Source organism: Methyloceanibacter sp. wino2, assembly GCF_003071365.1.
Taxonomy (GTDB): Bacteria; Pseudomonadota; Alphaproteobacteria; order Rhizobiales; family Methyloligellaceae; genus Methyloceanibacter.
This window is the reverse complement of record NZ_CP028960.1, coordinates 1,569,932-1,594,708: the sequence shown is the minus strand read 5'-3', so window position 1 is coordinate 1,594,708 and position 24,777 is coordinate 1,569,932. Positions and strand designations below refer to the sequence as shown.

Sequence of the window (24,777 nt, the reverse complement as noted above, 5' to 3'; positions counted from 1 at the left end):
ATCGGTTACCCGGCCACGGCTTCGTGCCCGGCCAACGATCTGGCCACCGCCTCGCGGTCGAGGCCTTTCAAGCCGATCACGACGACCTTGCCTTGGCGATCCTCGGCCTGGTCCCAGGGGCGGTCGAAATAGTGGGTCACGCGCGGACCCACGGCCTGGATCAGCAGCCGCATCGGCTTGCCCGTCACGGCGGCGAAGCCCTTCACGCGCAAGATATCATGCGCCTCGGCCAAATCGGCGATGCGCTTGGTGATGTCCGCGGGATCGGTGACCTCTGCGATCGGAACCACGAACGTATCGAAATCGTCGTGGTCGTGGTCCTCTTCGCTGTCGTGATGGGTCATGCGGTTTTCGATGTCGTCTTCCGCGCCGATGCCGAGCCCGAGCAGGGCCGTGGCGTCGACCTTTCCTTCCGACACGGTCACCACACCGATGCCGCGCGGCAGGGCGTCGGTCACCGTCTTCATGGCGCGCTGCAGCCCGTCCGGATCGAGCAGATCGCGCTTGTTGAGGACAATCAGATCGGCACAGGCGATTTGATCCTCGAAGACCTCTTCAATGGGATCGTCATGATCGAGTGCATCGTCGGCGGCGCGCTGCGCAGAGAGCGCTTCGATGTCGGCGGAGACTTGACCGTCGGCCAGCGCCGCGCCGTCCACGACTGCCACGACCCCGTCCACCGTCACGCGGTTCTTGATCGCCGGCCAATGGAAGGCTTGGACCAGGGGCTTGGGCAGCGCGAGACCGGAGGTCTCGATGACGATGTGGTCGACCGGCGGCTCGGCCGCCAGGATCTCGTCGAGCGCGGGCACGAACTCGTCGGCGACCGTGCAGCACAGGCAGCCATTGGCGAGTTCGACGATGTTCTCTTCGCTGCAGTTCTCGTCCCCGCAGCCTTTGAGAATCTCGCCGTCGATACCGACGTCACCGAATTCGTTGACGATCACGGCCAGACGCCGCCCGCCCGTGTTGGCAAGCACGTGGCGGATGAGCGTGGTCTTTCCCGAGCCGAGAAAGCCGGTCACGATCGTGCAGGGAATGCGGGCGACAGAATTCATTCGAAATCCTCCGGAATGGGGCCGAGTACGAGGGGTGGAACACGGGCGACGAGGCCGCCCTTCAGGGCGTCGGGCCTGCCGCGCCAGGGCAGAAGTCCGTCTTCGGACTCCGCGAGAAGCATCGCGCCGTCGATGAGAGCTGCCGCATCGTCCGGGGCGGTCAAGTCGCCGAAGACATAAGTCCAGCTGTCTTTCTTCCGCATCGCGGCACTGAGCGAGCGGCGGCAATTGGCAAGGCATTCGACCTGGCGGACAGTGACACCCGTCCCGCGCGCGGCCTCGGCGGTGGCCTCGGCGAGCAGGAGCCCCGCGCGCGGGCCATCGCCGTCCTCACCTGGCTTGCGGCAGGTCACGCAGACATAGACGGTCGGCCCGTCCGGGACCTTGGCGGCACTGTCCTTGGCGTCTAGGGGAGATGTCACCCTGATAGATCCCTCGGCGATCTCAAGCGAAAGCCACAGCAGACAGGGTGCAAGTCGGCCCAGATTCGGGCCGGACGAAGATCCAACCGTCGCAGAGGCACCCCGCCCGGCGGACGACTAGATCGACGGCAGGTCTCCTGGCTTCGCGGGTCTCTCCCTTCGCCGCCTTCCCGGGGTCTCCCCAGTGGCGATGGCTCGGGCGCCCAAGACCGGTGTTGAAACCGTTCCATGGGCTCACCGCTTACAGTTGCGGGGGCAGCCGCGGATTTGGAGAACCTCCATACCGCGTTCCCTGTTCGCTCGAAACGAGCAACCGTCGATCAGGGACATAAGGGCCCCAGGCGCGTGTTTGTCAATGCGGGCCTTGCCCCGCTCGCCCTTGCCCCGTTCACCCTTGGGTCGCCGTATTGAGAAAGGCACGCAATGCGAGTATAACGCCACCATAAACAACTTATGGAGGATAGCCCCATGCCTACCTACCGGAAGAGGAAGGGGAGCGATACCTGGCACTGGTGCAGGAACTGCTCGCAATGGCCGACAAGCGACTATGACGAGGTCACCACATCCGGCCGGCCGAGGTCGGGAGAGCTTCACAACGAGTGCCGGTCAAAGGAGAGAGACGGCGACTGCCGTCAGTAGCCGAACGATCCCCACACGGCGTCACGAGCTTGGTTGCGGCGCATGCGAACGTCGCTATAGTCGGGGCGCCGATGGTTTCCGCATGAGGCGGATTCAAGAAGGGAATACGGTGAGGGTCTTACCCAATTCCGTGGCTGCCCCCGCAACTGTAAGCGGAGAGCGCCCCTCCTCAGGCCACTGGAGCAACCGCTCCGGGAAGGTGGAGGGGATGCGCAGACCCGCAAAGCCAGGAAACCTGCCGCGGCGCAAACCTTGAACCGCGCCCTCGGGTGGAGGGCGCAAGGGGGATCACATGACCCGTTCTTCTCTCCAGCGCACCGCGTTTCTGGCGCTCGCCGCGCTTGTGCTCACCGCCGCGCCGGCCTCTGCGCATCACGCGATGGGCGGCGTCTTGCCGTCGACCTTCGCACAAGGGTTCCTTTCCGGTCTCGCTCACCCGGTGGTCGGGCTTGATCATCTGGCCTTTCTCATCGCCGTGGGCGTCGCGGTCGGCGTCGGCGGTCTCAATCTCGGCCTGCCGGTTCTCTTCGTCGCGGCATCGGCCGTCGGTGTCGGCATCCATGTCGGCGGGTTCCAGATGCCCGGCGCCGAACTGATCGTGGCTCTGTCCGTGGTGATTGCAGGCGTTGTGCTTGCCGGTGGCCGCGCCCTTCCGCTGGCCGCCTGGGCGGTGCTGTTCGGCATTGCCGGCCTAGCTCATGGCTATGCCTATGGCGAGTCGATCTTCGGGGCGGAGTCCACGCCGCTTGTGGCCTATCTGCTCGGTCTCGTGATCATCCAGAGCGCTCTCAGCGTCGGTGTCGCCATGCTCTTCCGCATGCGCTCCCCGTCCGTCTCGGCCATTGCGCCCCGTCTGGCCGGCGCGGTGGTCGTCGGCATCGGTCTTGCGACGCTGCTCGGGCAAATCATCCCCAGCGCATAGCGGTTCAATGACAGGTACCGATCTCGAGGACGAGGGGATCACCTTCGTCCTCGGGGGGGCCCGCTCCGGAAAGAGCCGTTTCGCCGAGAGCTTCGTCACCAGTCTGCCCCGGCCGTGGGTCTATATCGCCACGGCCGAAGCGCATGACGACGAGATGGTGGCGCGCATCGCCGAGCACCGGGCCCAGCGTGAAGCTGGTTGGCAGACTCTGGAAGCGCCGCACGATCTGCACGATGCCATAGGCGCGGCACCCAAAGGAGCTGTCGTCCTGGTGGACTGTTTGACCTTGTGGCTCTCGAATATCATGCACGGCCCTTACGACATCGAGCAGGCGACGACTCGACTGGAGCAGGCTTTGCACGCCCGTGAGAACGCCACCGTGCTCGTCTCGAATGAAGTCGGTCTGGGGCTGGTGCCGGAAACGCCGCTGGGGCGAGCCTTCCGGGACGCGCAAGGGCGCCTCAACCAGCGCATTGCCGCCATCGCCAGCCGCGTCATCTTCGTGGTCGCGGGCCAGCCTCTCGTGGTGAAAGGAAACACATGACCAAGTCGGTCGATGAAAAGGACCTCGAGCGCCATCGCGCCAAGATGGCGAACCGCAAAAAGGCGCAGGATGCCGAGGTGGCCGAGAAGACGGTCGAGAAGGGTCTCCTGATCGTTCACACCGGAACGGGCAAGGGCAAGTCGACGGCGGCTTTCGGTCTTGCCTTGCGTATGGTCGGCCGGGGCAAACGCGTCGGCATCGTGCAGTTCGTCAAGGGCGCGTGGCACACGGCGGAGCGCGATGCGCTTGAGAAGTTCGGGGACCAGGTCGCCTGGTATTCCATGGGCGAAGGTTTCACCTGGGAGACCCAGGATCTGGAACGCGACATCGCCGCGGCGGAGCGTGCTTGGGCCAAGGCGGTCGAGCTGATGGACGACCCCAGCTTCAGCCTCGTCATTCTCGACGAGTTGAACATCGCCCTGCGCTACGACTATCTGCCGTTCGACGAAGTCGTGGCCACGCTGAAGGCGCGGCGCCCGGACCTCCATGTGATCGTGACGGGGCGCAACGCCAAGCCAGCGCTGATCGAAGCCGCGGACCTCGTTACCGACATGACGCTCGTGAAGCACCATTTCGCCGCCGGGGTGAAGGCGCAAGCCGGCATCGAATTCTAGCGATGACCGCCCGCGCGCTCATGTTTCAGGGCACGGGCTCCGATGTGGGCAAGTCCCTGATCGTGGCCGGGCTAGCGCGCGCACTCGTGTCCCGCGGGTTTAAGGTCTTGCCCTTCAAGCCGCAAAACATGTCGAACAATGCGGCCGTCACCCTCGATGGGGGTGAGATCGGGCGGGCACAGGCGCTGCAAGCGCGCGCGGCCCGCGAGACCCCAAGCGTTCACATGAACCCGGTGCTGCTCAAGCCACAAAGCGAGGTCGGCGCGCAGATCATCGTGCGCGGCCAGGTTTACGGAAAGGCCAAGGCTGCGGACTACCAGGCGCTCAAGCCCGAGCTCATGGACGCGGTGCAGGATAGCTTCGCCCTTCTCAAGGACGAGGCGGACATCGTGCTGGTGGAAGGGGCGGGCAGCGCGTCGGAAGTCAATCTCCGCGCAAACGACATCGCCAATATGGGTTTTGCACGTGAGGCTGACGTGCCGGTCGTTCTTATCGGCGATATCGACCGCGGCGGCGTCATCGCCAGCCTCGTGGGCACCAAGGCCGTGCTTGCCCCCGAAGATGCCGCGATGATCCGCGGATTCCTCGTCAACAAATTCAGAGGCGACCCGTCTCTTTTCGCGGACGGCATGGTGCGCATCGCAAGAGAGACCGGCTGGGAGCCGCTCGGCCTCATTCCGTTTTTCGCAGGCGCAAGAGCCCTGCCGGCCGAAGACGCGTTAGCGCTCGAGCAGCAACAGGCGGCCAAGACGGATGCGACGCTGAAGGTCGCCGTGCCGGTGCTACCCCATATCGCCAATTTCGACGACCTCGATCCGCTCGCCGCCGAGCCGGCCGTCGAAGTCGTCCGTGTACGGCCTGGTGAGGCGCTGCCCGGGGATGCGCAGCTTATCGTCCTGCCGGGCTCGAAAGCGACGCTGTCCGACTTGCGCGTTCTTCGCGACGCCGGGTTCGACATCGATATCGACGCTCATCTGCGCCGGGGCGGATCTGTGCTCGGCCTATGCGGCGGGTATCAGATGCTCGGGCGGGTCTTGCGCGATCCGGAGGGTATCGAAGGGGCGCCGGGTGAAGCCGAAGGCTTGGGGCTCCTCGATATCGAGACGACGCTCTCGGGAGACAAGCGGCTCGAGCCGGCGTCCGGCCACACCTTCGACGGAGTGCCCTTCGAGGGCTACGAAATGCATATGGGCCGCACGAAGGGCCCCGATTGCGGGCGCCCCTTCGCCCGACTCGACACGGGGTTCCAAGACGGCGCGATCTCGGCCGATCGCCAAGTGTACGGCACGTATGTGCATGGGCTATTCGCCGACGACCACCAGCGCGCCGCGTGGCTTGCCCGGTTTGCCGCAGGCCCCTCGCAGGTCCGTTACGATGAACAGGTCGACGCCGTTCTGGACGACCTTGCCGCCCATTTGGAGGAGCATGTCGACATCGACCGTCTTCTTACATTGTCGCGCTGAGGATCACGCTGAGCGCGGCCGCGATCGCCACAAGTGCGATCAACAGGCCGTCGGCACGGGCGTAAAGCCGAAGGGCGGCGCGAATGTCTTGTGCGGTTGCCGTGCGCCGGCCATCGCCGAGCCAAGGGCTGTCGTTTCTCGATCCGGCATAGGTCCGCGGTCCGCCCAAGGCCACACCGAGCGCGCCCGCCATGGCCGCCTCCGGGTAACCGGCATTGGGGGAGGCGTGTTTGGCCGCATCGCGCCGCATCGCATTCCAGGCTTCCTCGGGAGAAGCCTTGTCGGTAATGGCCGCCGCGCCGACAAGCAACAACCCGGACAGGCGCGCGCCCGGCAGATTGACCACATCGTCGAGCAGAGCGGATGCGCGTCCGAAATCCTCGTAACGCGCCGAGCGATGGCCGATCATGCTGTCGGCGGTGTTCACGGCCTTGTAGAGCGCTCCGCCCGTGAGGCCGGCAAGCCCCAGCCAAATCACGGGCGATACGACGCCGTCGGAAAAATTCTCGGCGAGACTTTCGATGGCCGCACGCGCGATGCCGGCTTCATCGAGCTTAGTCGTATCGCGACCGACGATTTCCGAGACGGCATGACGTGCGTCCTCCATCGTCCCGCTCTCGAGCGCCGCGGCCACGGCCGCCACGTGGGCATAGAGACTACGCTGCGCGATCAGCGTGCTCGCCGCGACCGCGGCAAAGAAAAGCCCGAACGGCAGCATCAGGAGCGCGCTCTCGAGAAGAATCGCGCAAGCGCCGACAACCAACAGCAGGAGCACGAGCGCCATGAGGCCCGCACGCCGTCGCGCCTCGCCGTCCGCCGCGGAGTCGTTGAGCCGCGCATCAAGCCAGCCGATCAAACGCCCCATCCACGTCACGGGATGGCCGATTCGCGCCGCAAGCCAGGCGGGATAGCCGACGGCAAGCTCGACGAGCATCGCAAGAAGCGCTAGCGGTGCTGCCATGACGTCACCCGGTCCATCTCCACTCAATCGCCTCAAAACCGCAAATGCCGCGGACGAAACGCACGCCTCGTTGTTGCACGGCGGCGATCTCGCCGCAGCACGCGCGCAGTTTCCCAATGCGCCTCAGCCGATCGTCGACCTGTCGACCGGCATCAACCCACATCCCTATCCTATCGCGTCTCTGGGCGAAGAAGATTTTGCACGGCTCCCCGAACCCGCGGCGCTCGCGCGCCTCTTAGATCTCGCTGCGGCCTTCTACGGCGCGCCGTCGGCGCAAAACGTGGTGGCCGCGCCGGGAAGCCAGATCTTGATGGCGCTGATCGCCGATCTCATGCCGCAAGGGTCCGCCGCGATTCTGGGGCCAACTTATGCAGAACATGCGCGTGTTGCGGCGCTGGGAGGCCACGCGGTGGCGACGGTCGGAAGCCTCGCCGACCTCGGCGGCGCCTCGCTGGCCGTGGTGGTCAATCCCAACAATCCCGATGGGCGCGTGACGTCCAAAGACGACCTGTCGAACCTGGCTGACGAGCAGAAGGCGAACGGCGGCATTTTGGTTGTGGATGAGGCCTTCATGGATGTCGGCCCCGAAGGCGCCAGCGTCTCGGATCAGGTCGAACACGCGCCCATCGCCGTGCTGCGCTCGTTCGGCAAGTTCTTCGGTCTTGCAGGCTTGCGTCTCAGTTTTGCGCTGGTGAACCGCTCGCTGGCGGAACGGCTTCGCGCCCGGCTTGGTCCATGGCCGGTTTCCGGGCCGGCGCTGTCCATTGGCGCCGCGGCGCTCGCCGACCGGGCTTGGATAGACGGCACCCGAATGGCACTGAGAACCGCATCGGAGCGGCTGGAGACATTGCTTAGCGCGGCCGGTCTGACACCGGTGGGCCGTACGGATCTCTTCTGCCTCGTCAGCAGCCCGCGCGCGCAGGCGGTTTTCACAACGCTCGGCGAGGCAGGCATCTTCGTGCGCCGGTTCGAGGAGAACCCGCAACTCTTGCGATTCGGTCTTCCGGGAAAAGAAGTAGAGTGGCAACGCCTGAGCGGCGCGCTCAAATCCCCGTCTTAGGGGGCCTTCCGCGGGAGCGGCCTAGTGGGCCCAGCGGCGGTTATAGTGCTCGGCGAGTTCTATGCTGCCTTGAGCTTCTTCCGGCAGGAGCCTGGCGATCACACCCATAGCCAGTTCGACGGACACTTCGCTGCCGCCGCACTCTTTGAGTTGATCCCGAAGCCAGCCATAGACTTCCTCGTCGCCCGATTTCAGCCCTACGGCGATTTCCTCGAGCATTTGCACCAACGATTCGGCTGCCATCGCGTCCTCCGATCGAACGAAGCCCAAGGAAAAACATGGGCTTACGCCTTGGTTAAAGCGTTCCTGGTGCGATTCTTCCCCGAACTGATCATACCCCAATGGTGCGTCTGCGAAGTTGCGGATGAGCCACAGTCGGCTGTTTTCTCCCCCCTAGTGGGCAGGCCCCAGCGTGTACGCCGGCATCTGCTGGTCCGCTTCGGTCGTTCCGGTGAAGGGGATCGGCTTGACCGATGCCGTCGAGACCGGCGACGTGTCGTCGGCCGCTGCGAACAGGCCTTGCTTCGGCTGCGGCCGGCAGTAGTGGCCGCCACCCTTCGATACGTTGGTAATGAGCAGGTCCACGTGGAAATGGTTGTAGTGGGCCCGGTCGCTGCCCGGCCCGAGAACCGTGAAGAACTCGCGGCAAGCGCCTGCGAAAGCTTCGCGCAGGAATGCTTTTTCGGCAGGCGTGCCGCGCCACCAGCCTTTGACGACCGTGATGGTGCGCCCATCCGCGAGCGTGAATCCGGCAATATCCAAAGCGTTGCCGAAGGCGTGCTCGGACAGCTTGCCGGTCGATTTGCTGTTTCGGCCGCGGCAGCTATAGGCGGAGATCTGCTTGATCTCGACCACGGGCTGCCGGAACTGGCGCATGGCGGCACGCTGTACGGAATTGTTGAGCCAGCGATCCAGCGCCGCCGTCATGGGACAGCCGATGGTCGCGGTCGGCGTGACGCGGACACGGCCGCCGAGCGCCGCCGAGACCCGTAGCGGCGCCAAAATGCCGCAGGCGCTACGGCCGCGGATCGACGAGGCCTGCGTCACATAAGAAGACGCGCGCACTTGGCCCGACGCCATGCATTGTGCCTCGGCACGGTCGCGCCATTCCGCGCGCGTGTCGTTCGGAATACCGCCGCCGCCGCATGAACTGAGAAAGACAGAAGCTGCCAGCGCGGCGGCCGGATACGCAATACGAGCCCCCAACATGGGCACGACTTTGGGGCCAAGTTTGTGAACAATTCTTCAATGCGAGGCCCTGACGGCCCCCGGTCTGGTCTCCAGAACTGGCAGGATACAGCCGTTAATCGAGGCCAAGCGCCTTGCGGGCGCGCGCCGTCATCGACTGCCGTGTCGTGAAATAGCCCTCCCAAGGGTCGGATTTCAGCTGGGACAGGCGGCGGGGCAGCGTCTTGACCGAATATGGCGCGCCGCTCTTGAGGCCGGCCAATTCGTCCCAACGCAAGGGCGTGGCCACGGGCGCCCCGGGTTTGGCGCGCGGCGAGTAGTTGCAGATCGCCGAACTGCCCCGGCCATTGCGCAGATAGTCGATGAAGATCTTGCCGGTGCGGGTGCGCTTGAGCGGGTTCGCCGTATAGCGATCCGGCACCTCCGCCACGAGCGCGTCGGCGACCGCGCGCGCGAAAGCCTTCACCGCCGGCCAATCGGCCTTGGGCGTCAGCGGCGCGACGACATGGACACCTTTGCCGCCCGTGGCCTTGAGAAAACTCGTCAGGCCGAGCTTGGCGAGAAAATCGCGCACGTGCCGTGCGGCCTCTCTCAGAACGTCGAACCCCAGCTCCTCATCCGGGTCGAGATCGAAGACGAGCCGGTCCGGCGTTTCGAGTTTGTCGACGGTGACGCCCCAATCGTGAATCTCCAGCGTTCCGATTTGCGTCAGCGCAAACAGTCCATTCTCATCGTCGATATAGAGATACGGCTGATCGGTCTCGCCGCCGGGAACGTCCACCTGCTTGATCTCCTCGGACATGCCCTTGGTTGCGTGCCGCTGAAAGAAGCGAGGACCACCGAGGCCCGCGGGGCAGCGCACGAGGCTGATGGGCCGGTTGGCGACGTAAGGGAGCATGGCTTCCGCGATTCGGACATCGTACTCGGCCAGATCGCGCTTGGTCAGCGGAACCGAGGGATACAGCACCTTGTCCGGACTGGTGAGCGTGATGGCGCCGAATGTGTCCCGATCGGGCTTCTTTGCCGTGCTTTCGGCCGCCATTTCGGCCCTCGCCTCCTATCGGTCTTGCCTTTTTGACTCTTGGCGTCTGCGCCAGTTCGGGACAGAGGATGCCATGTCTCCCGCCGGTTCCGAAGCGAAGTTCTACCAATTGCCCGCAGCCTTCGCTTGCGCCAGGGCGCGTTCGGTGGTTGCTTGCCGCCCGATTGGCGGACTTATCGGCGAGGGGAGAAAGACGCAGTGAGGGGGCAACACTAAGTGGCAGGCATGGACTCGGCTAAGGAAACGCGGGCGCCATTGAAGCCGGTCGCCGTCGTCACCGGGGCGACGCGGGGAATCGGTCGCGCTTTGGCCGAGGAGTTCGCGAAGAACAGCCATGCCGTGCTTCTTGTAGGGCGCAATGAGCCGGCCCTTGCCGAACTCGCCCAGCAGATCGCTGCCACCTACAATGTCGGCGCCTATTCCGTTGCGTGCGACCTCGCGACGCCGGAAGGGTGCGACAAGGTTGAAGACGCCCTGCAAGCGAACGGTCTTTATTGCGAGTCGCTCGTCAACAACGCGGCCATGATGACCGCGGGCCACTTCCAGGATCAGGATCGGGACACGCTGCTCAAGACGATCGATCTTAACTTGCGTTCGGTGATGGATCTCACGCGGCGCTTTCTGCCCGACATGATCGCACGCAGAGCCGGGGGCGTGCTGAACGTCTCCTCGGTCGAAGGGTTCATGCCGGTGCCTTATCAAGCGACCTATGCGGCAACGAAAGCCGCCATGATCTCCTGGAGCCGGGCCCTTGCTTACGAGGTGATGGGAACAGGCGTGCGGGTCTGCATGGTCGCGCCGGGCGTGATTGAAACGGACATTCATGCAGAGGGCGGCGCTGAGAACTCCTTCTACGCGCGCTACCTGCCCAGGATGACGCCGGAGCGCCTGGCCGAAGCGTCCTATCGGCGCTTCAAGCACGGCAACTGGATCATCATCGAAGGCTGGCTGAACCGCGCCTTCGTCACGCTCGCCCGATTCGTGCCGGGCTACTTCCTCATTCCCACATCGGGGTGGTTCTTTCGTGTGCGCGACGAAAACGGCACCGCAGCAGAAGCCAAGCCGCTTCCGCATCCGGACGACAAGACGCCAGAGCACGACAAGACCTGATGTGGGCCGGGACGGCCGCGCCGAGGTGAAGCGCGTCTGCTGGGTCCCGCTACTGCTTCAAGCTTCGTCCGGGCACGGACGGAAGGTTCTCGATCGCGAGCCGCATGAGCTCGGGCAGAGACTGCACCCGCAGCTTGGACTTCAGCTGGCTGCAGGTATTCGCGATCGTCTTGTAGCTCACGTGGAGGTCCGAGGCGATCTGAGCGTAGGACTTGCCTTCTGCCAACAGCGACAGGATCTGCAGTTCACGCTCCGTGATCGCGTGCAGCGGGTTCTTAGTGTGCCCGCGCGCCTCCATGAAAGCGATGTTGGAGGCGAGCTCATGGCTCAGATACGGAACGCCGTTGCGGATGGCGTCGAACGCCTTGACGATCTCGTCGCCTGACGTGTCCTTCAGGATGTAGCCGTTGGCGCCGAGCTTCAGCGCCTGCGACACGATGAAGGGATCGCTGTGCATGCTGAACACGAGAACGGGCGTGCGGCTGTCATGCAGGCGCAGGCGCCGGATGAAGGACAGCCCGCCAAGCGCGCCGGTGCGCATCGCCAAGTCCACGATGATGACGTCCGGCTTCTTGCTGCGGTAGAGCTGAAACCCTTCCGCGAGACTTTCCGTCTGCACGATTTTTTTTGCCCCTGCGAACTTGAGGAGCTGCTTGCAGCCCTCCAGCACGATGGGATGGTCGTCGATTACGAGAACCTGCATTTATGTAACCTCGGTGTCGTCGAGTATTCTGGGTGCGGCGGCTTTGGTCTTCGCCAGCGCCGCGGTGACTGGAATGACGATCTTCAGCAACGTGCCTTTCGATGACACGTTCTCGATCTGCCAGGTGCCGGACAGGGCCTGCACGCGTTCGCGCATGGCCGTCAGCCCAAAGCCGAGAGACGTGCCGGGCGACACGCCTTTGCCGTCGTCTTGAATAAGAAGGTGCAGGAGCCTGGCGCCGCGCTTGGGACGCTTGTCGAACAGGTCCACACGAATGGCTCGTGCATTGCCGTGCCGGATCGCGTTGGTGACGCCTTCCTGAATACAGCGGTAGATGGTCAGGTCGACCAACTCGCCATAGCGCTCGCCCCGTGTCCGCAAGGACGGGGTGATGTCTACGTCCGGATACCGGTTCTGAAGTTCCCCGACAAGCTCGCGCGCCAGCTCCGACAGAGCCACGTGGTCGACCGCGACCGGGCGCAGCTTCTTAAGCATGACCCGGTTCATGTGCTTGAGCCGGTCGGTGATTTTCAGGATCTCCGTCAAGTGTTCGCCGAGTTCTGCAGCGGACTCTTTCGTCGGTTGTTCGACGAGCCGTTGCGCCGACATGGCGTTGGCCATGATCCCGAACAGGCACGGGCTCGCCTCGTCATGCAGCTCGTTGGCGATCTCCCGCCGCTCTTCTTCCTGGACGGTGACGAGCTGGCCGTAGAGCCGCCCGTTCTCCGAGCGCGTGCGCCCCAGCGTTGCCGCGAGCCGGTTGAAGCTCGATGCGATCGCGCCAAGTTCCATGACGCGCGGTGGGGTGAGGCGGGTGCCGTAATCGCCGTCCTCGAGCCGCGACAGACCTTTCGCGACGTTCGCCATCGGATCGAGCAGCCGCCCCAGCACGAGATAGAGTGTCGCGAGAACCAGGATATTGATCAGGCCGACGACAGGGGCGAGGGCCGTCAGGTCGGCCCAGACCTCCGCGACTTCGTCGGAAGGTTCGCCGGCAATCACCACGGTGCCGAGATCCCAGGTGCGTGGCCCGTCGAGAACCGGCATCTCCACCATCACGATCGAGCCGGCCGTTTTTGCCGAGTGGACCACGCTGACGGTACTTGGCGCGACGTCGGGTGCGACGAGGGCTTCGAACCAGCGCGGCGCGGGCGGCGGAAGTCCCGGGTCACGCGTTGCGTTGGGTACGGGCGACAGCTGCACCAAGGCGCCGGTCGCGTCGGCCATGTAGATGCGCACGTGCCGGAGATTGCCGATGCGAAGCCGGCTTGAGAGCTGGTCCACGTTCTTGGAGATATCCTCGGCACGCGTGTTCGGCGACAGCGATTGGATGGCGACCCGTACGAAATTCTTGGCCAGCTCGACCGAGGCATCCATCTCGACCCGCGTCGCCTTGTTGGCATTGGCGACGAAGATCACGCCAACGATCAAGAGCGCGATGACGTTGATGACGCCGATGGCGATCATGAACTGGGCGCGGATTGTCCGATCGTACCAGATCGCATTCAGTAGCTTAGCCATGGCTTCGGTTGCTCCCGGGTGTGCGCAGACTGAGTTTTTGAAGGCGTTCGACGGCGGCGTTGCGGTCTAAACCCTGCTGGCGAAGAATGAAGTATTGCTGGCATAGCGTGCCGAACCCTTGGAGAGCGCCGGGCTTGGCCGCGATGGGCACGAGGGCGGCGATGATGTCGGATGCGTTCTCTTGAATGCCTTGCTCCGCAAGCATGTTCTCAACTTGGACCGCGCGGTTGGCGATCATGCGTGGCTCGTCGCCGAAGCGGTGCGCGGCGAGCCCCAGTTCCTTTCGGGCCGCTTCAACCCGCGGATCGTTCTGCGGCAGTTCGGTCTTGGCGGCGCGGCTCGCCAGCCACTGGGCCGGCGCTATGGGGGAGCCCGCGTCCAGCCAGGTGATCTGTGAATAGACGGAACTCTCGGTGTCCTGCGGTACGGGCGTCAGCGTGGCTGTCTCGGTTTCGTCGTCGCAGCCGGCCAGGCAAAGTGCCGTCAGCACAACCAGAAAAAGGCGCGAAAGGCGCGCGGCGACAGCAGGGAGCAAAGGGGACATTTGGGTGTCGGCTCTCGAGTTATTCGGCAAGATGCCCGGGCCACATGCGCTCCGCGCGCTGGCTCTCGACGGCATCTACTCGGTAGCAATAATGTCACCAAGTTTCTTGCTACCGTTGCCCAATCGGTCTGCTCGCTGTTCCCGAAAAATTGCTTACCCCTGCCGCTGCCCGAAGCGAATCCGTCAATGGCTGCCGGGAGAAAACGCACGCCTGTCCCGTCACTTATCCACATGCCTGCGATGAAGTTGCACCCTTAGGTTTCGAGCAATGCTCCAGAGAGGTTTCTGGGAATAGGCCCAAAGACGTTTCAGCGAGCGCGGCCATAGACTTCGTCCACCGCCAGGGATGTGGGCGCCCTGTACAAACAGGCCGCTCGTTTCTCCTGACTTGGCCAGACTTCAACACGTGGTTTGAACATTTGGCTTGGCGGCTGTGTGAAGCGCCGACGGCATCGTTCGCCCAAGGCGTTGTCGCGCAGAAACCGAGCGGAGAGGACGAGGTCCCTCGATCACGAGGGCTCTTGGACTTCTTCGTCATAATGGGAGCGAAAACGCGAGGGTTCGCATATGAGGAGATTTCACAGTATCGGTGGGTATGTGTCGGCGTCATGCGTCGCGCTGGCCCTCGGTGGCCTTCTAGCAGGGGCCGCCAACGCCAACGACCGTCTGGTCGAAATGGCGAAGAATCCAGAAAACTACGTCATGCCGGGTCTTGACTACACGGCGGACAACTACAGTGAGATGGATCAGATCAACACGGGGAACGTTAAGGACCTTCGTGTTGCTTGGACCTTCTCGACGGGTCTGCTGAATGGTCACGAAGGCACGCCGCTCGTGGTCGATGGCGTGATGTACGTCAACAGTTCTTTCCCGAACAACGTCTATGCCCTGGACCTCAAGAATCCGGGCAAGATCAAATGGCAGTACAAGCCGAAGCAGGATCCTGCGGCCCGTGCCGTGGCTTGCTGCGACCTGGTCAATCGTGGTCTCGCCTACTGGCCGACCGACGATAAGGGCAAGACGCCGAACCTCATCCTCTCCAACCAGTTGGATGGCCATGTGGTGGCGCTGAATGCTGACACGGGTGAGATGTACTGGAAGGTCGAGAACTCCGACATCAAGGTCGGCTCGACGCTTACGGTTGCACCTTATGTCGTCAAGGACATGGTCATTGTCGGGTCGTCGGGCGCTGAGCTCGGTGTGCGCGGCTATGCCACCGCATACAACGTCAAGACCGGCGAGCAGGTCTGGCGCCGTTATGCCACGGGTCCGGACGCCGAAATCGGCATTGGCGACGACTTCAACAAGGACAACCCCCAATACGGTCAGAAGGGTCTCGGCCTTGCGACTTGGGAAGGCGATGCCTGGAAGATCGGCGGCGGCACCAACTGGGGTTGGTATGCCTACGATCCGTCTTTGGACCTGATCTACTACGGCTCGGGTAACCCCTCGCCGTGGAACGAGACGATGCGTCCGGGCGACAACAAGTGGACCATGACCATCATGGCCCGCAACGCCGACGACGGCATGCTCAAGTGGGGGTATCAGAAGACCCCGCATGACGAGTGGGACTACGCCGGCGTCAACGTGATGATGCTCTCCGATCAGAAGATCGATGGCAAAGACCTCAAGCTGGTCACCCATCCGGACCGGAACGGCATCATCTACACGCTGAACCGCGTCAACGGCGACCTTGTCCGTGCCGACTTCCTGGATGACACCGTCAACGTTTGGACGCATGTCGACATGAAGACGGGTATTCCGGTTCGTAATCCGGAATACGGCACGCGCATGGACCACAAGGGCAAGGACATCTGCCCGTCGGCCATGGGCTACCACGACCAAGCCCACGACTCGTACGATCCGGAGCGGGGTCTCTTCTACCTCGCCATCAACCACATCTGCATGGATTGGGAGCCCTTCATGCTTCCCTACCGCGCCGGCCAGTTCTTTGTCGGTGCCACCCTGTCGATGTACCCGGGTCCGAAGGGCGACCGCGCCAACTATCTTGGCCTCGGTCAGGTCAAGGCCTACAGCGCGCCTGAGGGCAAGTACAAGTGGTCGGTCATGGAGCGCTTCGCTGCTTGGGGCGGCACGCTCGCGACCAAGGGCGGTGTGATGTTCTATCCCACCCTCGACGGCTACCTCAAAGCCCGCAACTCCGACACCGGCGAGCTTCTCTGGAAGTTCAAGATGCCGTCTGGCGGAATCGGCTATCCGATGACCTATGAGCACGACGGCACGCAGTATGTCGCAGTGTACTACGGCGTCGGCGGCTGGCCGGGTGTTGGCCTGGTGTTCGACCTCCAGGATCCGACCGCTGGTCTCGGTGCCGTGGGTGCGTTCCGCAACCTGCAGAACTGGACCCAGCAGGGCGGTGGCCTTCTGGTCTTCTCGCTCGACGGCAAAGGCCCGTACAGCGAGGACGTGAATCTCGACGAGTACTCGACCGAGATCATCACGGACGGAACCTAGTCAGACGAAGGGTCTGCCAGGGCGCCTCGGTGCGCCCTGGCGGAACCCGCTTCCCCGAGACATTGCGAGGGTCGACCAGGCCGCCTGATGGACGAGAGAGCGATCGGTGTTTGCCGATCCGCCGCCGCGCCGAGCCGATCCCTCCGAATGACAAGACAGTCTGTAAGGACACATGTGATGGACAAGAAATTCAACTTCCTGAGTAAGGCGCTTCTGACGACCGCTGCCGCCGTGGCCCTGTTTGCCGGGCCTGCGAATGCGGCGAGCGACGCAAAGAACGACGAGGCCCCCTTGCGGGTCTGCGCCGGCGCCAACGAAAACCCCTACTCCCTGAAGAGCGAGGAAGGCTTCGAGAACCGCATCGCGAAGGCGCTCGGCGAGGCCATGGGCAGAGATGTGGAGTTCGTGTGGGAGGACCGGCCTGCGATCTATGTGGTGCGGGACCTTCTCGACAAAGACAAGTGCGACATCGTGATTGGCGTCGATACCGGCGATCCACGCGTCCTCACCACGTCGCCCTACTATCGTGCTGGCTACGTCTTCGTGCAGCCCTCGAACTCCAAGCTCGAGATCGAGGCCTTCGACAGCGAGGATCTCGCCAAGGCGAACAACGTGGGTTACGAGCCCGGCGGGCCTGCCGAAGTGATGATGGTGAAGTACGGCCTCTTCAGTAAGAACTTCAACTACGTGAAGTCGCTGACCAACTTCAAGAGTTCCCGCAATCAGTACCTGCGCATCGATCCCGCGCTGATGGTGGGCAATGTGTCGTCCGGCAAGTCCGACGTCGCCATCGCGTTCGCGCCGTCGGTTGCCCGCTACGTCAAGGAGTCGGACGGCAAGCTCAAGATGACCGGCGTGCCGGACAACAATTTCCGCTTCGATGGCGAGCCGGTGCTGTTCCACTTCGATCAGTCCATGGGCGTGCGCAAGGACGACGAGAAGCTTCTCGCCGAGGTTGAAGAGGCTTTGGAAAAGGCCAAACCGCAGATCCAAGAGATTCTGATCGAGGAAGGCATTCCGGTCGAAGAGCCCACGAAGCCGCCGTCGGATACGAAGTCCTAGGACATTGCATGCGGGCGTCTGGGCGCCCGCCATAAAGAAGACTTGAGTAAGAAGATTCGAGAAGGAAGCGAAACGTAATGAGGCAGGGTTTTAAAGTTGCAGCCGTGGTGGCAGCGCTTTCGTTGATACCGCTGATGGCTCTCGCCCAGCAGATTCAACTGGTTCACACGATCACCGGCATGCCGCTTGATCTCAGCCTTTCGCCTGAAGAGGGCCGAGATACACCGGCGGTGAAGGAGTTCATGAAGACCGGCCACAATCCTTACATCGGGGTTGAGAGCTGCCTACACGAGGCCGAAGAGGTGTATCTCACCGCATGCTCCGGCTGCCATGGCCATATTGGCGAAGGCAAGCTCGGGCCCGGTCTCAACGACAATTACTGGACGTATCCCAAGAACCAGACCGATAAGGGTCTGTTCGAGACGATCTATGGCGGCGCCCGCAGCATGATGGGACCGCAAGCGTCCGCTAGAACGATGGACGAGATCCTCCTGGTCATCGCCTGGGTCCGTCATCTGTACAAGGACGATGTGGACGGCGCCGTCTGGCTCACTGATGAGCAGAAGGCAAACTTCGTTCCCTTCGATCCCGAACACCACAAGCCTGAAGCCGAAGAATTGGTTTGCGAAATTCCCGCGCAAACGGCCGCAGTAGGTGCGGACAGCGCGGAGAAGAAGACGGAAACACCGTCAGAAAACTAGCGACTGAGCACGGAGGAACTGACCCATGAAGAAGACACTACGTATTACAGGCGCGGCGCTTGCAGGCGCTGTTGCGCTTGCCATGACGGCCGGAAGCGCTCTGGCCTACGACGGCACGAACTGCAAGGCCCCTGGCAATTGCTGGGAGCCCAAGCCGGGCTATCCGGAGAAGGTTGCAGGATCCAAGTACGATCCGAAGCACGACCCGAAGGAACTCGCCAAGCAAAGCGAGTCCATCAAGGAAATGGAAGCGCGCAACGCCAAGCGTTCTGCGCACTTCAAAGAGACCGGCAAGTGGGTCTACGACGTTTCCAAGCTCTAGCTCTGTCTTGCTTCTCCCAGAGCTAACCCTCGGAACAGGGCGTCCATCACTGTTTTTCGGGGGCGGGGTGCAGCCAAGGGCTGCACCCCCTTTTGTCTTCGACAACTCGGACGTCGTGCCGCGCGCCTGCGCTTGAGCGAAAGCGGCACAGCGCAAGAGAGGGGCATTGCTATGGCAGGTCTTGCTGAGTCGCCTGCGGACTCCGTCAGCCGGGACCAAACGATCGATCTTGCCAATTGGCGCGACCGCGCCTTGGCGTTTGAAGGCGTCCTGCGGAACACCGTCATCGGACAGGACCGCGTCCTTCGTCTGCTGACGATCGCGATCTTCGCGCGTGGCCATGTGCTGCTGGAAGGGGATGTCGGCGTCGGCAAGACGACGTTGCTGCGGGCCGCGACCCGCGCGCTCGGCGGAGCCTTCGAGCGTGTCGAGGGCACGATCGACCTCATGCCCGCCGATCTGATTTACCACACATACCTCGACGAGGACGGACGGCCTCGCGTCGAGCCGGGTCCCGTCCTGCGCCAGGGCGAGGATCTCACCGTCTTCTTCTTCAACGAGATCAACCGCGCCCGTCCTCAGGTGCATTCATTGCTGCTGCGCCTCATGGCCGAGCGCAGTGTCACCGCGTTCAATCGCGAGTACTTCTTTCCGCATCTCCTCATCTTCGCCGACCGCAACAGGATCGAGCGTGAGGAGACGTTCGAACTGCCCGCCGCCGCGCGCGACCGCTTCTTCATGGAGATCTCCATGGAGACACCGAAGGACCGCGAGATTCGCCGCGCCTTGGCCTTCGACCGGCGCTTCTACGATGCGGATGCGCTGGTGCAATCGGTCACGGAGGATGTCCTCGACCACAGCCTGTTGAACGATGTGGCGCGCGGCGTGCAGGCACAAATCCAGACCAGCGAGGCGCTCGAGAAATACACTCTCGATCTATGGTCCGCCGTTCGGGATCCCGTGTCGGCCGGCATCGAGATCAGCGGTGTCGACATGTCCCGCCTCGTTCAGGGTGGCGCGTCGCCACGCGGCATTGCCTATCTCGTGCGCGGCGCGCGTGTCGAAGCTTGGCTCAACGGACGCGACATGGTGGTCCCCGAGGACATCCGATCCGTGTTCCCGGAGATCATGTCGCACCGCGTCTTTCTCGATCCGATCTACGAGCTGCGCCGCGAGGCCCTGGTCGAAGCGTTGTTCGCGGAGGTCTTTGCGAAGGTACCGGCCCCATGAGCACGGCTTCTCACGAAGCCAGTTCAGCTATCGACGTGCCTTACCGGCTGGCCTGGCGCGCGGCCGGCGTTCGCATCGGCGCCCATCAAGGAAAGATGGAAGGCGCCGGCGGCCTCTTCAAAGATCACGAACTTCTCGTTCGCGCCCGGGATCCGCGCCGGATCGACCTGCGGGTGTCGCTGCGCGATCCGTTCGGCAACCTCTATGCCAAGCGGTTTTCGCAGCGAAGCGCAATCACCGTTTATGCGCTCGTGGACTTGTCCGCCTCGATGGGGTTCCTCGGGCAGGCGCGCATCATCGACGTGGCCACGGACCTGTGCGCGGCCCTGGCCGGGTCAGCCCGGCGCATAGGCGATACGTTCGGCCTCATCGGCGCCAACCGCCGCATCGTTCCGACTTGCTTCTGGCCGGCGACCGCGTCGCGGGGTGCTGAAGCGGAGATGCTGACGAATCTGCGCGCCTTCGATCCGGCCGAACAGGGTGAACTCGGCGACAGCGCGGAGGGTCTTGTCGATGCCGCCGCAATCATCGCCGGGCGCCGCAAGTTGGTGTTTCTCATTTCCGACTTCCTCATGCCGGAGGGCACGATCGAAGCCATCTTCGAGGCCCTGGCCGGACACGACGTCATTCCGATCGTGCTACGCGATCCACGCGAGCTGGAGGACCTGCCGCGCTACGGCCTCGTGTCGTTCGCCGATCTCGAGACGGGTCGCAGGCGTCTGTATGCGATGCGCCCCGCTTTGCGGGCGGCGCTCATCGCCGACGATGCGGAGCGATCCAAGCGCTTGCGCTCGCTCGCCATGCGTTACGGCCGTCCTCCATTCGAGATTGTCGGCAAGATCGATTGGGACAGGTTTGGCGCGTATCTCATGGGTGAAGTGGGATGATCGCGTTTGTCCTCGCTCTGCTGCTCTCGACGCCGGCACTCGCGGCTGACGAGCCCGCATCGCCTGTCTTGTCCGTCAGCACGGTCGAGCCGCGCGGCTTCGGTTACTTCGTCGGAGATCTGCTGACGCGCGAAGTGCATGTTGACGTCGCCAAACCCTACGTCCTCGAAGCGGCATCTCAACCGAAGCCTGGCCGTCTGGCCTATTGGCTCGACCTTCGTTCGGTCGATCTGACCGAGCGGGAGGAGACCGGGGCGACGCGTTACCGCCTCAAGCTCGTCTATCAAACGCTCTACGTGCCGCTGTCGCCGGCCGAGCGCTACCTGCCGGCATTCGAGCTTCGCTTCAAGGATGGCGACGACGTCGCCGTCGCCAAAGTGCCGCCCTTCAAATTCGTCATGGCCCCGCTGCGGGAAGTCATCCCGGAGGTGCCGGCGGAGGGGCCGGAAGGCTATCTGAGGCCAGACGCCAAACCGCAAGCGGTGTCCACGCGCCGCGACCGCATTCTGTTCGGCATAGGGCTAGGGCTCGCAGGGCTGGCGCTGATCTTCCTGGCTTACGATCGGGCGTGGTGGCCGTTTCGTGCAAGGCCCGACCGGCCCTTCGCGCGCGCCTCCCGCCGGTTGCGGTTCCTCGCACGCCTGAACGATGACGAGGCCTATCGCGAGGGTCTTCTCGATCTCCACCGGGCGTTCGATGCCTCCGCCGGGCGCCGCGTGCTCGCGGAAGATGTCGGGGGATTTCTGGAAAGCCACGCGGTGTTTCGCGCTCAAGAGCGCGAGATCGATCGGTTCTTTGCCGCGTCGCGCCAGGCCTTCTTCGCAAACGATGTGAGCGGCGCCGAAAAGTCCATGCCGTTGCCGGCGATGGCGGCTCTGGGCGCGGAGCTCAGTGCAGCGGAACGGAGGGCCTCATGAATCTCGCCGTCAGCCATCCGTGGGTTCTGTTGCTGCTCCCATTGGCACTCCTGCCGCTCCTGGCTGCGGCGCGCGAGGCCGATCCCTATCCGTCGTTGCGGGCCGCCAAACCGGACCCGCTCTCGCAAGGCGTCGATGTGGCCTTGCGCGTGCTCGGCGCTGTCGCGATCGCCGCACTCGAGCTCGGGCTGGCGGGGCTCCACGTCAAGGGCCAAAGCATCGAGCGAACCGGCGAAGGCGCCAGTATCGTGCTGCTCTTCGATCGTTCGGCGAGCATGAACGACACTTTCGCCGGCCAGGCGCCGACACGCAGCGGCGAGGAATCGAAATCGGCGGCGGCGCGGCGCTTCTTGAAACAGTTCGTCGCCACCCGCGAGCACGACCGATTCGGCGTCACGGCCTTCTCGACGGCGCCGATGTTCGTCTTGCCGCTGTCGGATCACAAGGACGCAACGCTTGCCGCCATCGACGCCATCGTGCAGCCGGGCCTCGCGCTCACCAATGTCGGCAAGGGGCTCGCCATGGCGCAGTCCATGCACGATGCGGATATCGTGTCCGTCGATGACATGGCCGGGGGCGTTGCGAACCGCGCCATCGTGCTGGTCTCGGATGGCGCCGCCGTCATCGACCGCAAGATGCAGCAAAAGCTCGAGGCGGCCTTTTTGAAGCGGCCGGTCAACCTGTATTGGATCTTCCTGCGTACGGAAGGCTCGCGTGGCATCTTCGAGGCGCCCGATCCGGACAAGCCCGATACGCCTCGGGCCATGCCGGAGCGTCATCTCAATCTGTTCTTCGAGAACCTCAAGATTCCATACCGGGCTTTCGAGGTGGAAAACCCATCCGCCGTCGGAGAGGCGATCGCCACGATCGACAAGCTCGAGCGGCGCCCCATGCGCTATCACGAGCGCATTCCGCAAAAGGACCTGTCGGCACTCGCCTACAGCATAGCCCTCGGTGCTCTGTTTCTTCTCGTGCTGGCCAAGCTGGCCGAGGTCAGAGTTTCGCAGCCAGGGGCACGGGTGGGCCGTGTCGGTCACGCGAGTCTTGGTCTTGTGCTCTGCGCTCTAGCGGTTGCGAGCGCACCGAGTGACCCGGCACGGGGCGCGGAAGTCACGCGTGAGCAGCTCCTCGCGGTTCTCGAAGCCTTTGGCGAGGACCGGCCCGATCTGTCGCGGCGCGATCTCACCGGGCTCGATCTTTCCGGCATCGATTTCAAAAGGGCCGATCTGTTCGCAGCAAACTTGAGTGGCTCCATGGTGCAAGGCGCAAATTTCGCGGGCGCCAATCTCAACCGGATGGTCGCCAACGAGGCGGACTTCTCGGGCGCCAACTTCGAAGGCGCGAGCATGTTCGCCATCGTCATGAACGGTTCGGATCTCACGGGCGCCAATCTGTCCAAGACCCGGATCATCGGCCAGTTGGTCAAGGCGCGCTTGAACAAGGTCAAGATGGTGGACGCCGATCTCGGTGCTGACCCCGCCAATCAAGGCATGGTTCCGGTGCGTCTCGACATGGCCGGGGCGAGCCTCGAGGGCGCCGACCTCACGCGTTCGAACCTCGTCCATGTCGTTCTCACTTTTGCCGATCTCCGCGACGCCACCTTGGTGGATACGCGGTTCAACTGGGCGAAGATGTCCGGCGCCAAGCTCGATGGAGCCAATGTCGCCGGTGCCGACTTCTCCAATGCCGATCTCGATGGCGCCACGCTGAGCGGACTGAAGGGGCTCGACAGCGCGACCGGCCTGCCGGAGCAAGCCCAATGACGGCCGCCCGGCACTCAGTTCGTACACGGGGGCTTCTGCGCGGCGCTCTCGGCGCAATCCATGCCGCGCGCATCGTCTTCGTGTGGCTTCTGCTTGCCACTGGCCTCGCGCTCGCGATCTCGTCGGGGTGGAATTGGTACAAGGCCTGGAACGACAACCGCACGATCGCCGCGCTGGCTACCGGGCAGAATGTCGAAATTCGTCCCGACACCGCGTCGCCGCCGGTGCTGTTCGCGCGCGCCTACTATCTCCTCCAGCGCGATAGGGTTGGCGAGGCGCAGGTCCTGCTCGATCAGGCGAATTTCCGCGCCGACGACGAGACGCGCGTCGCGATGCTGTACGACGACGGCAATGCGCGCCTCAGGACGACCTTCGCCGCGATCGAACAGGGCAAGTTCGACAAGGCGACCTCGCTCGTCAATCTCGCCAAGGCCGACTACGAGCAGGCGCTCCGCCTCGATCCCGGCGCCTGGGACGTGAAATACAATCTGGATGTCGCCGCTCGGCTTGTGCGGGATCTGCCGACAATCGTGCAGACCGAGGAGCCGATGCAGCAGGAGCCGCGCAAGGACCTTTGGAGCGACTTGCCGGGAGTTCCACGGGGAGAGCCATGAGCCGCGTCCCGCTACCCTACGCTGTCCACGAGCATCGCTTCTGGCTGCTCGCCGCCGCGATGCTTCTGGTCGTCGTCGCCTTGGTCCTGCCGCGCGTGACGTTGACGCGAAAAGCCTATGACGTGATGGCATTCGTCGATGTGACCGCAAGCATGAATGCCCGCGATGGGGTTCTGAACGGGCAACCGGTCAGCAGGCTCGATTTCGTCAAGGATCGATTGGAAGGCCTCATCGCTGAGCTGCCGTGTCAAAGCAAGCTTGGGCTGGGCATCTTCACGGCGCGCCGCATCTTTGTCTTGTTCGAGCCGATTGAGGTCTGCGAAAACTTCTCCAGTCTCGATTCCGCGATCGATGCGCTTGACTGGCGCATGGGATGGGAGGGCGACAGCTACGTGGCGCTCGGCGTCTACGACGCCTTAGCCGTCGCCAAGACATTCGACGACGCGGTGCTGTTCTTCACGGACGGCCATGAAGCGCCGCCGCTCCCCTGGACGGGGCTCCCACCCTTCGAGGGCAAGCCGGGAGAGGTGCCCGGTCTGATCGTCGGCGTTGGCGGAAAGACGTTGGTCCCCTTGCTGAAATATGACGACTCGGGACGCGAGGTCGGCAACCTGGGGCCGTATGACGTGCTGCAGGAAAACCGCTTCGGGCCGCCGCCCCCCGATGCGTCCAGCCGTCCGGGCTGGCATCCGCGTCAGGCGCCCTTCGGCGATTTCCCCGTCGATAACAACAATCACATGAGCTCAGTAAAAGAGGAGCACCTAGAAGCGATCGCCGCTGTGACAGGGCTGGGTTACGCGCATCTGGGAAGCACAGGGGCGCTGGTTAAGGACCTCGAACGGGTCGCACCGGGCCGAGAGGTGCGCGTCGCGATGGACGTTCGCGCCTATCCCGCCGGCCTGGCGCTGCTTCTTCTCGTCATTCTTTACGGCGTCCTGCCGCTGCGGGAGCGCATCGCACGCCGCCGCCCACACTCAAAACCAACCCTGAATGAGGTTTATCCATGACGTTGTTT

The 24,777-nt window shown here is 63.6% G+C and carries 25 protein-coding genes and 2 riboswitches; of the genes, 16 read left to right on the top strand and 9 right to left on the bottom strand.

Translation table 11 applies throughout. The features are described from left to right. Window positions 1-5: 5 nt before the first annotated feature. Both cobW and DCY11_RS07410 read right to left on the bottom strand, forming a co-directional pair. Window positions 6-1,058, bottom strand: coding sequence for a cobalamin biosynthesis protein CobW (cobW, locus tag DCY11_RS07415; protein ID WP_108682336.1), 1,053 nt, complete (start codon window positions 1,056-1,058; stop codon window positions 6-8). Continuing rightward, complete coding sequence (locus DCY11_RS07410; RefSeq protein WP_245409489.1) at window positions 1,055-1,480, bottom strand: DUF1636 domain-containing protein; 426 nt, start codon at window positions 1,478-1,480, stop codon at window positions 1,055-1,057. The genes cobW and DCY11_RS07410 overlap by 4 nt, the downstream gene beginning before the upstream one ends. A 109-nt stretch (window positions 1,481-1,589) precedes the next feature. Beyond that, window positions 1,590-1,813, bottom strand: a riboswitch (cobalamin riboswitch). A 361-nt stretch (window positions 1,814-2,174) separates the two neighbouring features. Then, window positions 2,175-2,377: riboswitch (cobalamin riboswitch) on the top strand. Between the two features lie 34 nt (window positions 2,378-2,411). On the opposite strand from DCY11_RS07410, the gene DCY11_RS07405 reads away from it, so the two are divergent. From DCY11_RS07405 to DCY11_RS07390, 4 genes are read left to right on the top strand one after another with little or no spacing between them, the layout of a single operon-like run. Continuing rightward, window positions 2,412-3,041 carry a HupE/UreJ family protein gene (locus DCY11_RS07405; protein ID WP_108682332.1) on the top strand — a complete coding sequence of 210 codons (630 nt, stop codon included), beginning with the start codon at window positions 2,412-2,414 and terminating at the stop codon, window positions 3,039-3,041. 7 nt (window positions 3,042-3,048) lie between these two features. Continuing rightward, window positions 3,049-3,585, top strand: a complete 537-nt coding sequence (cobU, locus tag DCY11_RS07400; RefSeq protein WP_108682330.1) for a bifunctional adenosylcobinamide kinase/adenosylcobinamide-phosphate guanylyltransferase — start codon at window positions 3,049-3,051, stop codon at window positions 3,583-3,585. Next, window positions 3,582-4,199 (top strand): cob(I)yrinic acid a,c-diamide adenosyltransferase, encoded by a 618-nt coding sequence (cobO, locus tag DCY11_RS07395; protein WP_108682328.1) that lies wholly within the window; start codon window positions 3,582-3,584, stop codon window positions 4,197-4,199. Before cobU ends, cobO begins: the two co-directional genes overlap by 4 nt. Window positions 4,200-4,201: 2 nt before the next feature. Continuing rightward, a complete protein-coding gene (locus tag DCY11_RS07390; protein WP_108682326.1) occupies window positions 4,202-5,662 on the top strand; it encodes a cobyric acid synthase in 1,461 nt (486 codons plus the stop codon). Here DCY11_RS07390 and cbiB read toward each other — a convergent pair. Beyond that, a complete protein-coding gene (cbiB, locus tag DCY11_RS07385) occupies window positions 5,646-6,623 on the bottom strand; it encodes an adenosylcobinamide-phosphate synthase CbiB (RefSeq protein WP_108682323.1) in 978 nt (325 codons plus the stop codon). The genes DCY11_RS07390 and cbiB overlap by 17 nt on opposite strands. Between cbiB and cobD the strand changes: the two genes are divergently transcribed. Then, entirely contained in the window at window positions 6,622-7,683 is a 1,062-nt protein-coding gene (gene cobD / locus DCY11_RS07380; protein ID WP_108682321.1) for a threonine-phosphate decarboxylase CobD, read from the top strand. The genes cbiB and cobD overlap by 2 nt on opposite strands. A gap of 21 nt (window positions 7,684-7,704) precedes the next feature. On the opposite strand, the gene DCY11_RS07375 is transcribed toward cobD, so the two are convergent. The 3 genes from DCY11_RS07375 to ligD form a co-directional block, all read right to left on the bottom strand. Next, window positions 7,705-7,926 (bottom strand): hypothetical protein, encoded by a 222-nt coding sequence (locus DCY11_RS07375; protein ID WP_069443941.1) that lies wholly within the window; start codon window positions 7,924-7,926, stop codon window positions 7,705-7,707. Window positions 7,927-8,076: 150 nt separating this feature from the next. Then, the gene (locus DCY11_RS07370) at window positions 8,077-8,892 is read right to left on the bottom strand and encodes an extensin family protein (RefSeq protein ID WP_108682319.1); all 816 of its coding nucleotides are present in this window, start codon (window positions 8,890-8,892) and stop codon (window positions 8,077-8,079) included. A gap of 94 nt (window positions 8,893-8,986) precedes the next feature. After that, window positions 8,987-9,913: a non-homologous end-joining DNA ligase gene (gene ligD / locus DCY11_RS07365; protein WP_108682316.1), complete on the bottom strand. Its 927-nt coding sequence runs from the start codon at window positions 9,911-9,913 to the stop codon at window positions 8,987-8,989. A gap of 225 nt (window positions 9,914-10,138) precedes the next feature. Between ligD and DCY11_RS07360 the strand changes: the two genes are divergently transcribed. Further along, entirely contained in the window at window positions 10,139-11,023 is an 885-nt protein-coding gene (locus DCY11_RS07360) for an SDR family oxidoreductase (RefSeq protein WP_108682314.1), read from the top strand. A gap of 49 nt (window positions 11,024-11,072) precedes the next feature. On the opposite strand, the gene DCY11_RS07355 is transcribed toward DCY11_RS07360, so the two are convergent. Genes DCY11_RS07355 through DCY11_RS07345 form a run of 3 tightly spaced genes read right to left on the bottom strand, consistent with a single transcriptional unit; the run spans window position 11,073 to window position 13,791 of the window. Continuing rightward, window positions 11,073-11,726 carry a response regulator transcription factor gene (locus DCY11_RS07355; protein WP_045364002.1) on the bottom strand — a complete coding sequence of 218 codons (654 nt, stop codon included), beginning with the start codon at window positions 11,724-11,726 and terminating at the stop codon, window positions 11,073-11,075. After that, the gene (locus DCY11_RS07350; RefSeq protein ID WP_108682312.1) at window positions 11,727-13,247 is read right to left on the bottom strand and encodes a histidine kinase; all 1,521 of its coding nucleotides are present in this window, start codon (window positions 13,245-13,247) and stop codon (window positions 11,727-11,729) included. Continuing rightward, entirely contained in the window at window positions 13,240-13,791 is a 552-nt protein-coding gene (locus DCY11_RS07345) for a hypothetical protein (RefSeq protein WP_108682310.1), read from the bottom strand. The genes DCY11_RS07350 and DCY11_RS07345 overlap by 8 nt, the downstream gene beginning before the upstream one ends. Before the next feature lie 567 nt (window positions 13,792-14,358). Here DCY11_RS07345 and DCY11_RS07340 point away from each other — a divergent pair. The 10 genes from DCY11_RS07340 (at window position 14,359) to DCY11_RS07295 (ending at window position 24,769) form a co-directional block, all read left to right on the top strand. After that, window positions 14,359-16,266 (top strand): methanol/ethanol family PQQ-dependent dehydrogenase, encoded by a 1,908-nt coding sequence (locus tag DCY11_RS07340; RefSeq protein WP_108682307.1) that lies wholly within the window; start codon window positions 14,359-14,361, stop codon window positions 16,264-16,266. A gap of 177 nt (window positions 16,267-16,443) precedes the next feature. Continuing rightward, complete coding sequence (moxJ, locus tag DCY11_RS07335; protein ID WP_108682305.1) at window positions 16,444-17,328, top strand: methanol oxidation system protein MoxJ; 885 nt, start codon at window positions 16,444-16,446, stop codon at window positions 17,326-17,328. A gap of 77 nt (window positions 17,329-17,405) precedes the next feature. Beyond that, on the top strand, window positions 17,406-18,029 hold the full coding sequence (moxG, locus tag DCY11_RS07330) for a cytochrome c(L), periplasmic (protein WP_108682303.1): 624 nt from the start codon (window positions 17,406-17,408) through the stop codon (window positions 18,027-18,029). A 25-nt stretch (window positions 18,030-18,054) separates the two neighbouring features. Continuing rightward, window positions 18,055-18,351: a methanol dehydrogenase [cytochrome c] subunit gene (locus DCY11_RS07325; protein WP_108682302.1), complete on the top strand. Its 297-nt coding sequence runs from the start codon at window positions 18,055-18,057 to the stop codon at window positions 18,349-18,351. Window positions 18,352-18,522: 171 nt separating this feature from the next. Continuing rightward, window positions 18,523-19,581: a MoxR family ATPase gene (locus DCY11_RS07320; protein ID WP_108682300.1), complete on the top strand. Its 1,059-nt coding sequence runs from the start codon at window positions 18,523-18,525 to the stop codon at window positions 19,579-19,581. Next, window positions 19,578-20,468, top strand: a complete 891-nt coding sequence (locus DCY11_RS07315; RefSeq protein ID WP_108682298.1) for a DUF58 domain-containing protein — start codon at window positions 19,578-19,580, stop codon at window positions 20,466-20,468. Before DCY11_RS07320 ends, DCY11_RS07315 begins: the two co-directional genes overlap by 4 nt. Further along, window positions 20,465-21,385 (top strand): nonribosomal peptide synthetase MxaA, encoded by a 921-nt coding sequence (locus DCY11_RS07310; protein WP_108682296.1) that lies wholly within the window; start codon window positions 20,465-20,467, stop codon window positions 21,383-21,385. Before DCY11_RS07315 ends, DCY11_RS07310 begins: the two co-directional genes overlap by 4 nt. Next, window positions 21,382-23,148, top strand: a complete 1,767-nt coding sequence (locus tag DCY11_RS16155) for a pentapeptide repeat-containing protein (RefSeq protein WP_108682294.1) — start codon at window positions 21,382-21,384, stop codon at window positions 23,146-23,148. Before DCY11_RS07310 ends, DCY11_RS16155 begins: the two co-directional genes overlap by 4 nt. After that, window positions 23,145-23,762, top strand: a complete 618-nt coding sequence (locus tag DCY11_RS07300) for a M48 family metallopeptidase (protein WP_108682292.1) — start codon at window positions 23,145-23,147, stop codon at window positions 23,760-23,762. Before DCY11_RS16155 ends, DCY11_RS07300 begins: the two co-directional genes overlap by 4 nt. Continuing rightward, the gene (locus DCY11_RS07295; protein ID WP_108682290.1) at window positions 23,759-24,769 is read left to right on the top strand and encodes a vWA domain-containing protein; all 1,011 of its coding nucleotides are present in this window, start codon (window positions 23,759-23,761) and stop codon (window positions 24,767-24,769) included. The genes DCY11_RS07300 and DCY11_RS07295 overlap by 4 nt, the downstream gene beginning before the upstream one ends. Window positions 24,770-24,777 lie beyond the last annotated feature (8 nt).

What these genes read in the sequence shown, in the direction of transcription:
- DCY11_RS07405 (WP_108682332.1), top strand. Translation starts at nt 2,412, where the DNA reads ATGACCCGTTCTTCTCTCCAGCGCACCGCGTTTCTGGCGCTCGCCGCG.
- DCY11_RS07360 (WP_108682314.1), top strand. Translation starts at nt 10,139, where the DNA reads ATGGACTCGGCTAAGGAAACGCGGGCGCCATTGAAGCCGGTCGCCGTC.
- DCY11_RS07345 (WP_108682310.1), bottom strand. Translation starts at nt 13,791, where the DNA reads ATGTCCCCTTTGCTCCCTGCTGTCGCCGCGCGCCTTTCGCGCCTTTTT.
- DCY11_RS07325 (WP_108682302.1), top strand. Translation starts at nt 18,055, where the DNA reads ATGAAGAAGACACTACGTATTACAGGCGCGGCGCTTGCAGGCGCTGTT.
- DCY11_RS07390 (WP_108682326.1), top strand. Translation starts at nt 4,202, where the DNA reads ATGACCGCCCGCGCGCTCATGTTTCAGGGCACGGGCTCCGATGTGGGC.
- DCY11_RS07370 (WP_108682319.1), bottom strand. Translation starts at nt 8,892, where the DNA reads ATGTTGGGGGCTCGTATTGCGTATCCGGCCGCCGCGCTGGCAGCTTCT.
- moxG (WP_108682303.1), top strand. Translation starts at nt 17,406, where the DNA reads ATGAGGCAGGGTTTTAAAGTTGCAGCCGTGGTGGCAGCGCTTTCGTTG.
- cobU (WP_108682330.1), top strand. Translation starts at nt 3,049, where the DNA reads ATGACAGGTACCGATCTCGAGGACGAGGGGATCACCTTCGTCCTCGGG.
- DCY11_RS07315 (WP_108682298.1), top strand. Translation starts at nt 19,578, where the DNA reads ATGAGCACGGCTTCTCACGAAGCCAGTTCAGCTATCGACGTGCCTTAC.
- DCY11_RS07310 (WP_108682296.1), top strand. Translation starts at nt 20,465, where the DNA reads ATGATCGCGTTTGTCCTCGCTCTGCTGCTCTCGACGCCGGCACTCGCG.
- moxJ (WP_108682305.1), top strand. Translation starts at nt 16,444, where the DNA reads ATGGACAAGAAATTCAACTTCCTGAGTAAGGCGCTTCTGACGACCGCT.
- DCY11_RS07320 (WP_108682300.1), top strand. Translation starts at nt 18,523, where the DNA reads ATGGCAGGTCTTGCTGAGTCGCCTGCGGACTCCGTCAGCCGGGACCAA.
- DCY11_RS07340 (WP_108682307.1), top strand. Translation starts at nt 14,359, where the DNA reads ATGAGGAGATTTCACAGTATCGGTGGGTATGTGTCGGCGTCATGCGTC.
- ligD (WP_108682316.1), bottom strand. Translation starts at nt 9,913, where the DNA reads ATGGCGGCCGAAAGCACGGCAAAGAAGCCCGATCGGGACACATTCGGC.
- DCY11_RS07295 (WP_108682290.1), top strand. Translation starts at nt 23,759, where the DNA reads ATGAGCCGCGTCCCGCTACCCTACGCTGTCCACGAGCATCGCTTCTGG.
- cobD (WP_108682321.1), top strand. Translation starts at nt 6,622, where the DNA reads ATGACGTCACCCGGTCCATCTCCACTCAATCGCCTCAAAACCGCAAAT.
- cobW (WP_108682336.1), bottom strand. Translation starts at nt 1,058, where the DNA reads ATGAATTCTGTCGCCCGCATTCCCTGCACGATCGTGACCGGCTTTCTC.
- cobO (WP_108682328.1), top strand. Translation starts at nt 3,582, where the DNA reads ATGACCAAGTCGGTCGATGAAAAGGACCTCGAGCGCCATCGCGCCAAG.
- DCY11_RS07350 (WP_108682312.1), bottom strand. Translation starts at nt 13,247, where the DNA reads ATGGCTAAGCTACTGAATGCGATCTGGTACGATCGGACAATCCGCGCC.
- cbiB (WP_108682323.1), bottom strand. Translation starts at nt 6,623, where the DNA reads ATGGCAGCACCGCTAGCGCTTCTTGCGATGCTCGTCGAGCTTGCCGTC.
- DCY11_RS16155 (WP_108682294.1), top strand. Translation starts at nt 21,382, where the DNA reads ATGAATCTCGCCGTCAGCCATCCGTGGGTTCTGTTGCTGCTCCCATTG.
- DCY11_RS07355 (WP_045364002.1), bottom strand. Translation starts at nt 11,726, where the DNA reads ATGCAGGTTCTCGTAATCGACGACCATCCCATCGTGCTGGAGGGCTGC.
- DCY11_RS07375 (WP_069443941.1), bottom strand. Translation starts at nt 7,926, where the DNA reads ATGGCAGCCGAATCGTTGGTGCAAATGCTCGAGGAAATCGCCGTAGGG.
- DCY11_RS07300 (WP_108682292.1), top strand. Translation starts at nt 23,145, where the DNA reads ATGACGGCCGCCCGGCACTCAGTTCGTACACGGGGGCTTCTGCGCGGC.